Annotated in this window: 10 protein-coding genes; 8 read left to right on the forward strand and 2 right to left on the reverse strand. The window is 73.7% G+C overall.

Annotated elements, in window-relative coordinates:
• Positions 1 to 151 precede the first annotated feature (151 nt).
• Positions 152 to 3,586 (reverse strand): hypothetical protein, encoded by a 3,435-nt coding sequence (locus tag ABTY62_RS12220; RefSeq protein ID WP_352129328.1) that lies wholly within the window; start codon positions 3,584 to 3,586, stop codon positions 152 to 154.
• Between the two features lie 198 nt (positions 3,587 to 3,784).
• Here ABTY62_RS12220 and ABTY62_RS12225 point away from each other — a divergent pair, with 198 nt between their 5' ends.
• The gene (locus ABTY62_RS12225) at positions 3,785 to 5,254 is read left to right on the forward strand and encodes an aldehyde dehydrogenase family protein (protein ID WP_352129329.1); all 1,470 of its coding nucleotides are present in this window, start codon (positions 3,785 to 3,787) and stop codon (positions 5,252 to 5,254) included.
• Between the two features lie 48 nt (positions 5,255 to 5,302).
• On the opposite strand, the gene ABTY62_RS12230 is transcribed toward ABTY62_RS12225, so the two are convergent.
• Positions 5,303 to 6,094, reverse strand: a complete 792-nt coding sequence (locus ABTY62_RS12230; protein ID WP_352129330.1) for an IclR family transcriptional regulator — start codon at positions 6,092 to 6,094, stop codon at positions 5,303 to 5,305.
• 237 nt (positions 6,095 to 6,331) lie between these two features.
• Here ABTY62_RS12230 and ABTY62_RS12235 point away from each other — a divergent pair, with 237 nt between their 5' ends.
• The 7 genes from ABTY62_RS12235 (at position 6,332) to ABTY62_RS12265 (ending at position 14,272) form a co-directional block, all read left to right on the forward strand.
• Complete coding sequence (locus ABTY62_RS12235) at positions 6,332 to 6,592, forward strand: hypothetical protein (protein WP_311728449.1); 261 nt, start codon at positions 6,332 to 6,334, stop codon at positions 6,590 to 6,592.
• Between the two features lie 161 nt (positions 6,593 to 6,753).
• Complete coding sequence (locus ABTY62_RS12240; protein ID WP_502997445.1) at positions 6,754 to 8,871, forward strand: GDSL-type esterase/lipase family protein; 2,118 nt, start codon at positions 6,754 to 6,756, stop codon at positions 8,869 to 8,871.
• 488 nt (positions 8,872 to 9,359) lie between these two features.
• The gene (locus ABTY62_RS12245; RefSeq protein WP_352129332.1) at positions 9,360 to 11,207 is read left to right on the forward strand and encodes a phage tail sheath C-terminal domain-containing protein; all 1,848 of its coding nucleotides are present in this window, start codon (positions 9,360 to 9,362) and stop codon (positions 11,205 to 11,207) included.
• 7 nt (positions 11,208 to 11,214) lie between these two features.
• Entirely contained in the window at positions 11,215 to 11,739 is a 525-nt protein-coding gene (locus ABTY62_RS12250; protein WP_352129333.1) for a phage tail protein, read from the forward strand.
• A 38-nt stretch (positions 11,740 to 11,777) separates the two neighbouring features.
• The gene (locus ABTY62_RS12255) at positions 11,778 to 12,629 is read left to right on the forward strand and encodes a hypothetical protein (protein WP_352129334.1); all 852 of its coding nucleotides are present in this window, start codon (positions 11,778 to 11,780) and stop codon (positions 12,627 to 12,629) included.
• The gene (locus ABTY62_RS12260; protein WP_352129335.1) at positions 12,622 to 13,368 is read left to right on the forward strand and encodes a flagellar biosynthesis protein FlhF; all 747 of its coding nucleotides are present in this window, start codon (positions 12,622 to 12,624) and stop codon (positions 13,366 to 13,368) included. The genes ABTY62_RS12255 and ABTY62_RS12260 overlap by 8 nt, the downstream gene beginning before the upstream one ends.
• 4 nt (positions 13,369 to 13,372) lie before the next feature.
• Entirely contained in the window at positions 13,373 to 14,272 is a 900-nt protein-coding gene (locus ABTY62_RS12265) for a Pvc16 family protein (RefSeq protein ID WP_352129336.1), read from the forward strand.
• Positions 14,273 to 14,303: the final 31 nt, after the last annotated feature.

The following is a 14,303-nucleotide window of genomic DNA, read 5'->3' on the forward strand; positions in this document are numbered from 1 at the left end:
GCCCCAGACCCCGGGTCCAGGGGCTAAGCCCCTGCCACGCGGCGGAGCCGCAAAGAGACACTGTGAGAAGGGGCGGGTAGGGGAACAGCACCGATGTGCGGCTCCGCCGCGTGTCCGTCGGACACCCCCTAGTCATCGCTGCCAGGGGCGCTTACTCCTGCGCGGTCGACAGGAGAAGCGCGGCGTCGCGGACGTCCGGGTGCGGATGGCGGCGCAGCGCGCGGAGCCGGGTCCGCCAGGGCTCCGTCCACGTGGTGCGCGCGCCGCCCACCTCGGTGAGGGTGACGGCGAACAGCCCGGAGGCGTGCGCCCCGTCGTCGCCGAGGTCCTGTGCGGCCCGCAGCAGGGCCTCGCCCCGGCCGGGCCGCGCGGCGGTGCGCAGCCTCTGGTGCAGGGCGTCGGCGGTACGGGCGGCGAGCGCGGGCCGGGTGGCGTGCAGACGGGCCAGCCGGGCGAGTGCGGCGGTGAGCACTCCGGGCTCGGCGTCCAGGTCGACGGCGTTGACGAGCACTTGGGCGGCGTCCGCGACGAAGGGCTCGTAGCCGGCGAGGAGTTCGGCCGCCGCGGTCGCGACGGGCCGCATCGTGCCCGGCCGCATCCGGCTGTGCTGGGCCAGCCTGGCCGTGATGCGCCCGATGCGGCGGCGGGCCGGGCGGTCGCGGTCCGGTTCGGCGTCGGGCGTCCGCGGGTCGGTGTCGGCGGCGGCGAGGGCCGCGAGGACCCAGGCCAGGGGGTTGTCCTCGGGCATGCCGTCGGGGACGGCGGCCATCAGGTCGATCAGCGCGTCGGCGGCGGACTGCCAGCCGGCCCGGTCGTCCAGGTCGGTGGCGGCGGCCACCAGCACCGCGGCCGCGTCCGGCGCCCAGGGGGCCCAGATGGCGAGCGCCGCGTGGCCCGCCCTGACGACCTCGGGGTCGTCGGTGTCGCACACGTCCCGGATGAGGCGGGCGTAGCGCTCCCGGTGGAGTTCCGGCAGGTCCAGGGGGCGGGTGCGCAGCACGGCCCACCGCGGCTCGCGCCGCCCGCGGGCGGCGGCCGACAGCAGCTCCCAGGCGGACTCGTGGCCGAGCAGCCCGGTCGCGAAGGCCACACAGGCCGCCCGCACATCGTGGTGCTGTCCCGGCGCGTGGTACGCGTCGGCGAGCAGCGCGGCCGCGTCCGGGGCCGGAAGCCGGGTGGCGGCCAGCCGTGCGGCCTCCTTGCGGCTGGTGACCTTCGCGGGCACGGCCGCCCCGCCCTCCCCGGCGGCGCCCGTCCCCCCGCCCGGTGCGAGCACCCCGCGCAGCAGCCCCTCCAGCCGCGAGGGCGCCATGAAGAGGGTCGCTCTCGTCGCCGCGTAGACCGCCACCCGGGCCCGGTCGCCGCCCGCGTGGGCGAGCAGCAGGGGCAGATGCTCCGCCGGGCGGTCGGTCCAGGCCAGGGCGGCGAGGGCGGCCTCGGCCAGGACCACGTCGTCGGAGCCGGTCCAGGCCAGGGCGGCCTCGGCGCCGTGGCCCGGGATGCGCGCGGCCGCGGCGATCGCCCCCACGCGCTGGTCGGTGCGCAGCGAGCCGTCGGCGGCGGCGCGGGCGAGGATCCGGGCGGCGGCGGCGCGCTGCCGGGGCAGCCAGCGGCCGACGCCGTGGCCGACCGGGGGCGTCCAGTGACTGCCGGGCGTCAGAAAGCGGCCGTAGGGAGGGGTGTCGTCCAGCACCAGGTCGAGCAGATCCGTGCGGCGGTGCGTCAGCACGTCGAGGACGGACGGCAGCACGGCCGTCGAGGGCTCGAGCGCCAGCAGCTCGGCGACCCGCTCGTCGCGCCGGGCGGGGTCCTCCAGCCACAGCCCCACGGCCGTGCGGACGGTGTCGTTGCTGCCGAACTGGATGGCCTGCCGCAGCAGTTCCTGGAGCTCGGGCATGGCGTGCGCGCGGCGCCCGAGCGAGCGGGCGAGGGCGAAGGTCAGCTCGTGGTCGACCCGGTCCGCGCCCGCCTCCAGCCACGGCCGCAGCGCCTCGAAGACCGCCTGCTCCTGGCCGCGCCGCAGCGTTTCGTCGAGCCGCCCCAGATCGCCGCGGCCGACGTTCCCGGCGAGCCGGGTGACGGTGCGCAGCGCCCAGCCGATCAGCTCGCGCCGGCCGGTGACCGCGTGTTCCCGCAGGAGGGCGACGGCCAGCCGGCGCAGGGCCTGCCGGGTCGCGGGCGAGGAGTCACGGGCCTGGATGGCGTCGGTGGCGACCCGGTCGAGGTGTTCGGCGGCCGCGTCGAGGAAGAGCGAGGGGTGGGTGCCGGACAGCGCGCGCAGCGCGGCCGACCGCACCGGGTCCTGCTCGTTGCGCAGCCGCTCCAGCAGGGCCAGCAGGGAGGTGACCGCCTCCGGGTCGCCGGAGCGGGCGGCGTTGCGGATGAGGAGGGGGTAGGCCAGCGCCCGGTCGTCGGCCGAGGAGCGGCGGGTGGCCCGCAGCAGTTCCTCGCGCGCCTCACCGACCGGCAGATACGCGACCGCCTCCAGCACCGTGATCCAGTGCGCGCCGCGCTCGCGCGCCCGCTCGGCCATCCGGCGCGCCTCCGCCTCGCGGCGCGGCCGGGGCAGCACCTCGAGCAGAACAGGCTCCAGTTCGGCGTGGGTCAGGTCGCGTTCGGCGACGGCCGCGTCGAAGAAGGCGGGGCGACGGGAGGGCGGGAGGGCGGCCAGCAGCCGGGACAGGGCCTGGGCGTCGTGGCCCAGCGCCCGCGCCAGGTCGGCCAGTTCGGGCGGGTCCGCGCGGACCAGGCGGCGCAGCACGGCCCGCTCCAGGCCCCGGCCGCGCAGGGCACCGGCGCGCTCGGGCGTCAGCAGGAGCCGTATCGTGCGGCCGGGTTCGGCGGCGGCCAGCGCGCCCAGCCGGTGCCACACCGGGAGCGGCAGCATGCCGTGGCACAGCCGCTCCAGCAGCCCGAGGGCCCGCTGCGGCTCGGCGCGCGCCGCGAGGGCGACACAGGAGGCGTGGCGGAGCCACCAGTCGCCGCGCAGCGCCTCGGGGAGCGCGGACAGCTGCCGCTCGGCCTCGTCGAGGACCGCCGCGGGGTGGCGGGAGGCCAGCGCGCGCCAGCTGCCGACGGCGTGGAAGAGGCCGGGGAGCAGCCGGGCGACGGTCTCGGGTCCGCAGGCGGGCAGCACCCGCGCCGCCTCGACGTCGCCCCACCGCTCCCGCAGCGGGTCGACGAGGCGGTCGGCGAGCGCGGTGCGCCGCCCGGCGACGACCGTACGGGCGAGCCGGCCCCGTACGGCGGCGGGGGCGTCCTCGAAGGCCGCCTCCAGCGCGGCGTCCGTGAGCTGTCCGCGGCGCGCGGCCTTGAGGGCGTGGCCGCGCACCACGGGGTCGGGGTCGGTCAGCCGCCCCTCCAGATAGGCGGTCCGCCCGCCGACCGCCGCGGCCATGGCGGCCAGCCCCCGCTCGTATCCGCCGCGCTCCGACAGCGCCTCGAGCAGCCCGGCCAGCTGTCCGTGCGCGCTCGTCGCTCTCGCCCGCAGGGCCAACTCCCGCATGCGGCGCCGGTAGGGCAGCGGATCGAGGGCGGCGAGCAGCTCGTCGGCCAGGGCGTGCGAGGCTTGCGGATCACGGACCATGGCAGGGATTGTGCACGCCGCGCGGCCGGCCGGGGACCTCACCCCCGGCCGCGGCTCCCCGGCGGGGACGGGCACGGCACCGCCCGGCCCGGCGGCGGCACGCCGTGCGAGGGCGGGGGACGCCGCTTAGGCTCGGAATGTACGGGTCTGCGCGCCGCTACGGTCCGCGCACCGTCCCTCCCAGCCCGGAGGCACCCCATGCCGGAGCTGTTCATCGGTGGCCAGTGGACCGCCGCTCTCGACGGACAGGTGAGGGAGATCCGCTGCCCCGCGGACGGCATGCCGGTCGGCACGGTCGACGAATCCGGGCCGAAGGACGCCTCCGCCGCGGTGGCGGCCGCCCGGGACGCGTTCGACCGCGGCCCCTGGCCCCGGGTCCCCGCCCCGGACCGGGGCAGACTGCTGCTGCGCGTCGCCGACCTGCTGCGGCGCGACAAGGCCGAGCTGGCCCGGGCCGAGTCGCTGGACACCGGAAAGCGGCTGGCCGAGAGCGAGTGCGACCTGGACGACGTCTCCGCCTGCTTCCGCTGGTTCGGCGATCTGGCCGCGGCCGACGGGGCGGACCGGGTCGTCGAGGCGGGCCGCCCCGAGATCGACAGCAGGGTGGTGCACGAGCCGGTCGGCGTCTGTTCGCTGATCACCCCCTGGAACTACCCGCTGCTCCAGGCCGGCTGGAAGGTGGCCCCCGCGCTCGCGGCCGGCGACACCTTCGTCCTCAAGCCCAGCGAGCTGACCCCGCACACCGCGATCGGCCTGATGCGGCTGCTCACGGAGGCCGGCTTGCCGTCGGGCACCGCGAATCTCGTCCTGGGCGCCGGGTCGACGGCGGGCGCGCCCCTGGCCACGGACGAGCGGGTCGACATGGTGTCGTTCACCGGCGGCGTGCTCACCGGGCGGTGGATCATGGCCGCCGCCGCGCCCACGGTCAAGAGGGTCGCGCTGGAGCTGGGCGGCAAGAACCCCAATGTGGTGTTCGCCGACGCCGAGTTGGACACCGCCGTCGACCACGCCCTGACCGCCGTGCTCCTGAACGCCGGACAGGTCTGCTCGGCCGGCGCCCGCCTCCTCGTCCAGCAGAAGCTGCACGACGCCTTTGTCGACGAGTTCGTCCACCGCGCCCGCAAGATCCGGCTCGGTGGCCCGTTCGACGAGAACGCCCGCGCCGGCCCGCTGATCTCCGCCGCGCACCGCGAGAAGGTGGCCATGTATGTGGCGGCCGGGCTGGACGAGGGCGCGGTGCTGCGCTGCGGCGGGACGCCCCCGGCCGACCCGATGCTCGAGGACGGCTACTACTACCTGCCGACCGTGCTGGACGACTGCACCCCGGACATGTCCGTGGTCCAGGAGGAGTCGTTCGGCCCGGTGCTGACGGTGGAGCGGTTCCGCGACGAGGACGAGGCGCTCGCGCTGGCCAATGACACCGTCTACGGCCTGGCCGCGGCGGTGTGGACCCAGGACGCGGCCAGGGCGCACCGGATGGCCTCGCGGCTGCGCGCGGGGACGGTGTGGATCAACGACTTCCACCCGTATGTGCCGCAGGCCGAGTGGGGCGGGATGAAACAGTCCGGCATCGGGCGGGAGTTGGGCCGCGCGGGGCTGGCGGAGTACCAGGAGACCAAGCACATCTGGCGCAACACGGCGCCCCGCCCCCGGCGCTGGTTCGAGTAGCCGCGCCCCGGCGTCCGGGGCGGTCGTCGGCGTGGCGACCGGCCCGGCCTAGCGCCACTGAGGGACCGCCGCCGTGGCCCCGGGCGCCGCGGCTTCGATGCGGCCGCGGATCTCGCGCATGACGGTGAGGATCCGCCGCTCGTGCTCCTCGGTCAGCCGGGCCGTCGGCACCGAGCAGCTGATCGCGTCGATGGCGGGCGAGTCGTACCGCAGGGCGAACCCGAAACCCGCGATGCCCACCACGCCCTCCTCCCGGTCGATCGCGTAGCCCCGCTCCCGCACCCGCGCCAGGTCCGCGGTGAGCGACGCGCGGTCGGGGTGGGTGTTGGGCGTCAGCCGCTCCCAGGGGCCGTCGGGGAGCGGGAGCTCGCGGTCGTCCCGCTCGGCGAGGAGGGCCTTGCCGAGCGCCCCGGCGTAGGCGGGGAGCCTGCGGCCGACGCGGCTGAAGGAGCGCAGATACTCATGCGACTCACGGGTGGCGAGGTACACGACGTCCCCGCCGTCGAGCCGGGCGAAGTGGATGGTCTCGCCGAGCGTGTCGGACGCCTCGTCCAGGTAGGGCCGGGCGCCGCGGACGCGCGGGTCGCTGTCGAGGTAGTTGGTGCCGGTGAGCAGGGCGCGGATGCCGATGCCGTAGAGCGAGCCGGTGGCGTCGGTGCGCACCCAGCCGCGGTCGATCAGGGTCTGGAGGAGCGCGTACATGCTGCTGCGCGGCACCCCGAGCTCGTCGGCGAGCTCGCGCAGCCGGGCCGGGCGGTCACCGCGCGCGGCGAGCAGTTCCAGCAGCTCGACGGTGCGGGCCGCGGACTTCACTTCGCGTACGCCCCCGGTATCGGCCATGGGTCGAATCGTAGACGGATCGTGCACGGCGCACCGCGGCGGCCGCCCGCCCCGGGTCCGGTCAGCGGCGGCGCCCGGAACGGGCGGCGGCGGACGGCTCGCGCGCCGAAACCGGTCGAAGCCTGACGGCGGATTGTCGCTTATCGCATTACGGCTGCGCCCACCGTGATGAGGCGGGACACTCTCAGTTCGAAGAACGGGACCGTACCGAGTCACGGGACCAGCGGAGGATGTTTCATGCACTCACCGCAGGACGCGAGCGAGGCGGTCGGCCTGATGTGGGACCTGGTCACCGCCCTGGAGAACGGGGAGCGGGACTATGTGGACTGCGGGGCCGAGCTCGTCCAGCTCGCCTTTGTGCAACAGCCGTACATGATGCGGGAGGCACTGGCCGAGTTCGAACGCCAGGTGGCACTCGACCCGGCCCCGGCGGGGGCGGTGCCGGAGATCGTCGAGACCGTCCGGGATGTCATCGGGAGCCCGGACGAAACTTATTGACGGGCTTTCGGCGCGAACTTTCGATGGGAATTTTCGAACCTGACCGTCTCTCTTGACGTTGAACCGATTCAACGCTTCCATCGTGGGCGCGCCCGCGATGGGAGCGCTCCCGAGGAGGTTCCCGGGCCGGTACCCGCACCCGCCCACAGAGAGGACGGCCCATGTCGCCGACCGCACCCCCCACCAGGAGCACCAGAGCCCCTGGCCGCGCGGCCGCCCGCACGGCACGCGCCATGCTTCTGCTTGTCATGACCACATCCTTACTCGTCTGGGGGCTGAGCCTGGGCGGCTCCCGCGCGCACGCCGCCACCGCCAGCACCACCGCCACGGCCCCCAGCGCCACCGCCACCGCCCTGGGCAACGGCTCGGTGACCGACTCGAACATCTCCTACGTCGGCCGCTGGGACGTGAGCTCGGGCACCGCGGCCGTGCCCAACTGGACGGGCGGCTACCTCCAGACGGCCTTCACCGGGACGACCGTGAAGGTCAAGGCCCGCGACGCGGTGAACTTCTACGCCAGCGTCGACGGCGGTGCCGACGTCTTCTACGCGGGCGTCCGGGGCACCGTCAACCTCACCCCGCAGCCCCTCCCCCAGGGCAACCACACCCTCCGGATCTCCTACCGCTCGGGCGACACCGTCTTCCAGGGCCTCGTGCTGGACTCGGGCGCGGGCACGACGACCCCGCAAGTTCCTTCGAAACTGATCGAGTTCGTCGGGGACTCGATCACCGCCGGTGCCCTGACCGACCGGCTCGCGCTCGACTCGTACGGCTGGAAGACCGGCGAGCAGCTGGGCATGCGGCACACCCAGATCGCCCGCTCGGGCTACTGCCTGGTGGGCAAGGACGGCTGCACGGGCCTGGCCACCCAGTTCTTCAAGATCGGCTCCACCGGCGATCAGAACTGGGACTTCTCCCGCTACCAAGCGAGCGCGGTCGTCATCAACCTGGGCACCAATGACATCGGACACGGCGTCACGGGCGCCGAGTTCCAGACCGCGTACACCAACCTCCTCCGCGATATCCGCGCCAAGTACCCGAACGCGGCCCTGTTCGCGCTCCAGACCCTCAAGAAGCGCTATGTGACGGAGACCAAGGCCGCCGTCAGCGCCCGCACCGGCGCCGGGGACGCCAGGGTCTACTACGTCGACACCACGGGCTGGCTCACCGACGGCACCGACTACGAGGACGGAAACGGGCACCCCAACGAGTCCGGCCACACCAAGTTCGCGAACCGTCTCGCCCCGGTGATCTCCGCGAAGCTCGCAGCCGCCAGTCCGGGCGCAGCCGCCACTCCGGGCGCCGCCACCAAGGCGGGCGCAGCCGGCAGGGCCGCGGCCGCCGCCCCCGGCGACCCGGGCGACCCCAACATCAAGTTCTACGGCCGCTGGGACACCAAGAGCTCCGCCACCGCCTACACCCCCTACTGGGCGGGCGCGTACTTCCGCACCGGCTTCACCGGGCGCACCGTCAAGCTCAAGCAGCGCAACGCGATCGACCTGTGGGCCAGCATCGACGGCGGCCCCGCGACGTTCTTCGACGAGGCCAAGGGGACGGTGAATCTCACCCCGACGCCGCTGTCCGCCGGAAACCACACCCTTCAGGTCAACTACCAGGTGGTCGCGGGCTCCTACCACGGTGACGCGGTCTTCCAGGGGCTGACCCTGGACAGCGGGGCCACCACCTTCGCCCCGTCCTCCCCGAAGAAACTGATCGAGTTCGTCGGCGACTCGATCACCGTCGGCACCACGACCTCCCTGAACGCCCGTACCGCGTACGGCTGGCTGATCGGCGAGCGCCTCGGCGCCGACCACACCCAGATCGCCCAGGGCGGCGCCGCCCTGGTGGACACGGCGGACGACCGGATGAGCCTGGAGCAGCAGTTCACCAAGTTGAACCCGAACGCCGCGACGCCCGACTGGGATTTCTCCCGCTACCAGGCGAACGCGGTGGTCATCAACCTCGGCACCAACGACGTGGGCCGCGGGGTGACGTCCGCGCAGTTCCAGGCGGCGTACTCCAGCCTGCTGCGCAAGGTCCGCGCCGCCTACCCGAACGCCTGGATCTTCGCCCTGGAGACCTTCCGCGGCCGCTTCGTCCCGGAGACCCAGGCGGCCGTCACCGCGGCCGTGAACGGCGGCGACGCCAAGGTCTCCTTCGTGGACACCACCGGCTGGCTCGCCGCTGACGAGCTCTCCGACTCCGTCCACCCCAACGACAAGGGCCACCGCACCATCACCGACCGCCTGGCGCCGATCATCTCCGCCAAGCTCGGCTAGCGCGGCGCACACCGCACCACGCCGCACCGCACCCGTCGAGGGCCCCCGGCCGTCCGGCCGAGGGCCCTCGTGCGCGATATATCCCCGGGCCCGCCGGACGGCAATTCGGCGCGCCGAGACCTTCACCTATTCGGCTCGTTCCCGCCGCAGTGGCCCGGGCCCGCGGGGGTCCGCCGTCGCGAATTGGCACCGCATTTCCGCAGGGTAATAGCTTGTCCAAGAAGCGATCAAGGGAAAATGATCTAGAATTCCGGCCATCGTCGAGTTGACCGGAACGCCTCCTTGACCTGCCCCGAAGCTGGGAAAGAAACTCAAGAAGCACTCATGCATCAGGAGCCGCAAGCGACGTACTGGGCCCTGCGATACAGATTTCGCGGGTGTGCGACGGGGGAAGTGTTGGAGAAAGTGTGCGCATAGCAGCCACATATCCGCGCGCGCTCTTCACTTCCTCTCCTCATCTCTTGATGCACTCAGAGAATGGAGGGGGAATGCCGACGCACGCGGGCTATCCCGGCGTATACATCGAAGAGCTTGCCAGCAGCGTCCGCACCATCGCCTCGGTCACCACCTCGGTGACCGCGTTCGTGGGCCACACCCGCCGGGGTCCGTTGAACGCGCCGGTGCGGATCACCAGCTTCGCCGACTTCGAGCGCCGCTTCGGCGGGCTCACCTCGCAGAGCGCGGTCGGCTACGCCGTGCACCAGTTCTTCGGCAACGGCGGCACGGTCGCGGTCATCGTGCGCGTGGCCAAGGCCGGCACCGGCAAGGCCGCCTGCGTCACGCTCGAGTCCACCGAGGGGCACAGCGAGTGCCCGGTGCTCGAGGTGCACGCCAAGGAGCCCGGCCTGTGGGGCTCGGGCCTGCGGCTGGCCGTCGACCACGACACCCCCTGCCCGGACGAGACCTTCAACCTCCAGGTTCTCGACGCGCGCGGCACCGCCCGCGAGTCCTTCACCGGGCTGTCCATGGACCCCGGCCACGGCCGCTACGCCGAGACCGCGATCAACTCGTCGTCCGCGCTGATCCGGGTCAAGGTCGTGGGCGAGGGCCGGCCGGACCCCTCCGGCACCGTCTCCAAGCCGTTCTCCCATGAGCTCCCCGACCTGAACGTCGAACTGACGGTGAAGATCGGCGAGGTCGAGCGCGAGTTCACGCTCTACGACCCGGACTGCGACGGCGAGGCGCCGTGCAACGTCACCGAGCTCGCCCTGCTCCTGGAGCGCAAGCTGCGCGCGCTGCCGGACGCCCCGGGCAAGCACGCCTTCGCGGGCGCCGAGGTCACCGCCTTCGGCCGCCGCCTCCAGGTCGTCGCCGGGTCCATCGACCCCGACGACGTGGTGCGCTTCCTCGGCGAGTGCGCCAACGACCTGGGCCTCGAAGCCTCCGTCAACCCGCCCGTCTTCCCGCTGACCGGCGGCGAGGACGGCGACCCGCCCGGCCCCCGGGACATCATCGGCAGCGAGGCGGGCAAGACCGGCCTCCAGGCGCTGCGCGACGTGGACGACGTCAACCTGCTGTCGCTGCCGGAGCTCGCCTCGTACGAGTCCACCGACGACATGGTCACCGTCCTGTCCGCGGCCGAGCGGCTGTGCCGGGAGCGGCGGATCTTCCTGCTCGTCGACTCGCCCTCGGCCTGGGGCAGCGTGGACGCCGCGCGCGCCGGGATCGGCGCCTTCGAGGCCGTCCGCGGCAACCACGCGGGCCTGTACTTCCCGCATCTCCAGCTCACCGACCCGCTCACCGGCCGGCTGCGCTCCTTCCCGCCGTCCGGCGCGCTCGCCGGCGTCGTCGCCCGTACGGACAGCGAGCGCGGCGTGTGGAAGGCGCCGGCCGGGACCGAGGCGCGGCTGGCCGGGGTGCACTCGCTGACCGTCAAGCTGACCGACCGCGAGAACGGACTGCTCAACCCGCTGGGCATCAACTGCCTGCGCACCTTCCCCGTGGTGGGCCCGGTGGTGTGGGGCGCGCGCACTCTGGAGGGCGCGGACGCGCTCGACAGCGAGTGGAAATACGTGCCGGTGCGGCGGCTGGCGCTGTATGTCGAGGAAAGTCTGCGCCGCGGGTTGCAGTGGGTGGTGTTCGAACCCAACACCGAGCAGCTGTGGCAGCAGATCCGGCTGAACGCGTCCGCTTACCTGCACACGCTCTTCGAGAAGGGCGCGTTCAAGGGCGGCACGCCGCGCCAGGCGTACTTCGTCAAGTGCGACAAGGACACGACGACCGAGGACGACATCGCGAACGGCATCGTCAATGTCGTGGTCGGTATAGCTCCGGTCAAGCCAGCGGAGTTCGTGATCGTCAAGATCCAGCAGATGGCCGGACAGTTCGAGATTTAGGAATGTGATGGCTGAGTTTCAGGTCAACGCCCATCGCTTCGACCCGTACAAGAACTTCAAGTTCCTGGTCCTGTGGGACGGTCGTACGGTCGCGGGCATCAGCAAGATCAGTCCGCTCAAGCGCACCACCGAAGTCGTGAAGCACCGCCACGGCGGCGATCCGAGTTCGCCCCGGAAATCCCCGGGCCGCTCCGAGTTCGAGGGCATCACCCTGGAGCGCGGCGTCACCCACGACCCCGAGTTCGACCGCTGGGCCAACAAGGTCTGGCAGATCGGCGCGGGGCTCGGCTCGGAGGTCTCGCTGGCCGACTTCCGCAAGGACATCGTCATACAGGTCCTCAACGAGGCGGGCCAGGTCGCCGTCTCGCACAAGCTCTACCGGACCTGGCCGAGCGAGTACCAGGTGCTGGGCGAGATGGACGCCAACGCCAACGCGGTCGCGATCCAGAGCCTCAAGCTGGAGTGCGAGGGCTGGGAGCGGGACTACGAGGTGCCGGAGCCGCAAGAGCCCTCGTTCACCCATCCTGCGTAGGCGACGGAGGCGCGTAACGGAACAGGACGGCCTGACGGATGGCGAACACGGGGCCCGCGGAGCTGCTGGCCACCTGGGAGGCGGGGCTGGCGCACCAAGGCCCCGGCCGCGGCCTGCTGCTGCACCGGGCGGCCCGTCCGGAGGCCGGCACCGACGAGCTGCTGTCGATGCCGGTCGGCGAGCGGGAGGCGGACCTGTACGCCCTGCGCCGCGCGCTCTTCGGCGCGCGGATGCAGGTGCGGGTCGAGTGCGGCGCGTGCGGCGAGGACATGGAGTTCGAGCTGGACGCAGGCAACTTGGGGGCGCGGCCACGGCGGGGCGACGGCCCGCTGCGGGTCGAGGAGGGCGAGTGGACGGTCGAGTTCCGGCTGCCCACCGTCGCCGACGTCGAGGCGGTCACGGCGGGCTCGGGTCCGGCGGGATTCGACACGGCGGCCTCCAGCGCAGCGGGATTCGACGCAGCGGCCTCCAGCGCGGCGGCGGGCGACGCGGGGAACGCGGGGGACGACTCGCCCGCCGCGCTCGCCCGCCGGCTGCTCCTCGCCCGCTGCACCGTCTCGGCCACCCGCGCGGGCCGCCCCGTCCCCGCCGGCCAACTGCGCGGCCTGCGGCTCCCCGAGGCCGTACAGCGGCGGCTCGCGGAGGCCGCCGAGCAGGCCGACCCCGCCGCCGAGGTGACCTTGAAGATCGCCTGTCCGGAGTGCGGCGAGGCCACCTCGGCCGAACTGGACATCGCCTCCTACCTGTGGACCGAACTGGACTCCTGGGCGCGGGACCTGCTGCTCGACGTCCATCTGCTCGCCACCGCCTACGGCTGGAGCGAGCCGGAGATCCTGGCGCTCAGCCCGCTGCGGCGCCGTTACTACCTGGAGCTGTGCGCAGATGTCTGACTACTTCGACCGGCTGCTCGCGCGGCACTCCCCCACGCCGCGGACGGGTGCCGGTGGTGCCGACGGCCGCACGGCGCTCGTACGGCCGCGGCTGCCCGGCCCGTACGAGCGGATCGAGAGCCTGCGGGCCGAGCCACCGGCCCTCGACGAGCCCGCGCCGCTGTTCGCCGCCCCGACCCAACCGGCGGCGTGGCACGGCGAGTCGGTGCGGTACGAGCGCGAGCGCGAGGTGGAGACCGTACGGGACACCGTCGTGCGCGCCGAGGCCGCGCCCCGCACCGAGCCGGCCCCGGCCACCGCCGTCCGACCAGCGGCGCCGCTGCTGCGCCCTGCCGCCCAGGTCACCCCCGGGCCCCGGCCGGACGCCCTCGACGCCCCGCGCCCCGGGCGGCGGGACGCGACGCCGACCGAGCCCGGCCCGGCGCGGCGGACCACGGCGCCCGCGCCCGCGTCGCCGGAGGCGATCCTCGCTCCGGCGGCCGCCACCGCGCCGCCGAGCCTCCGGGCCGGCGACGGCGCGCTCGGCCGTGAGGCGGCCCGCGCCCCGGTGACCCGGCGCCGGTCCAGGCCCGCCGAGCGCGTCGTACACGTACAGATCGGGCGGCTCGAGGTGAGCGCGGCCGGAACGGCGGCCTCCGGCGGCGGCCGACCGCCCGGCGCCCGCCCCGAGCACGCGGGACGGCGCGCCCCCGCGCTGAGCCTCCAGGACTACCTGACGCGCGGCGAGACGAGGAGCTGAGGCCATGAGCAACGCACTCGCCTTCGCCACGGTCACCCAGGCCCTGGCCATCCTCATCGCGAACAACCTGCGGCCCGAGATCGACATGGCGGTCTCGGTCGAGACCCGCAAGCCCCCGGCCGAGCCGCCAACCGAGCCGACCATCAACGTGTTCCTGTATCAGGTCACCCCGAACGCGTCCATGCGCCACAACGACCTGCCCACGCGCGCCTCGGACGGCACGCTCCTCAAGCGCCCGGCCGCGGCGCTCGACCTCAACTTCCTGATCAGCGCGTACGGGGAGGAGACGGAGCTGGTCGGGCAGCGCCTGATCGGGTGCGTGGTGCGCACACTGCACGAGATCCCCGTCCTGCCGAAGGACGTGATCGAGGAGGCCGCCGAGCGGCCGTATCTGGCGGGCAGCGACCTCGCCGAGTCACTACAGAAGGTGCGGTTCACGCCCATCCAGATGGACGTCGACGAGACCTCGAAGCTCTGGGGCATGCTCTACCAGACGCCGTACACCCTCTCGGTCTGCTACCAGGGGTCGCTGGTCCTGGTGGAGGGCGTGGAACGCCCGGTCCCGGCCAAGCCGGTGGAGCGGTACACGGTGCGGGCAGCACCCTTCGGCGCCCCGGGCGCGCCGGAGCCGCCGCGGCTGCCGGGCTCTGACGGAACCGCGGAAGCCACGGAGGCGACGCCGTCGGAGCCGCCTGTCGAGCCTGCCCAGGACGCTCCGAGGCCCGCGAGGAAGCGCGCCGCGTCCAAGTCGGCGGCGAGGAAGCCCGCGCAGACGGCGGCGAAAGCGGCCGAAAAGACCGCCGAGAAGGCCATACCCGCCAGCCCCACGGCCTCCCCCACCCGCACCCGCACCCGCAAGGCACCGGGCACCAAGGGCCGTACGTCCGAGGGCCAGGAGAGCTGAGGCGCGGTGCGGAAGACGGGGGCGGGTGAAC

This window comes from Streptomyces sp. NPDC097640 (genome assembly GCF_040302705.1).
Classification (GTDB): domain Bacteria; phylum Actinomycetota; class Actinomycetes; order Streptomycetales; family Streptomycetaceae; genus Streptomyces.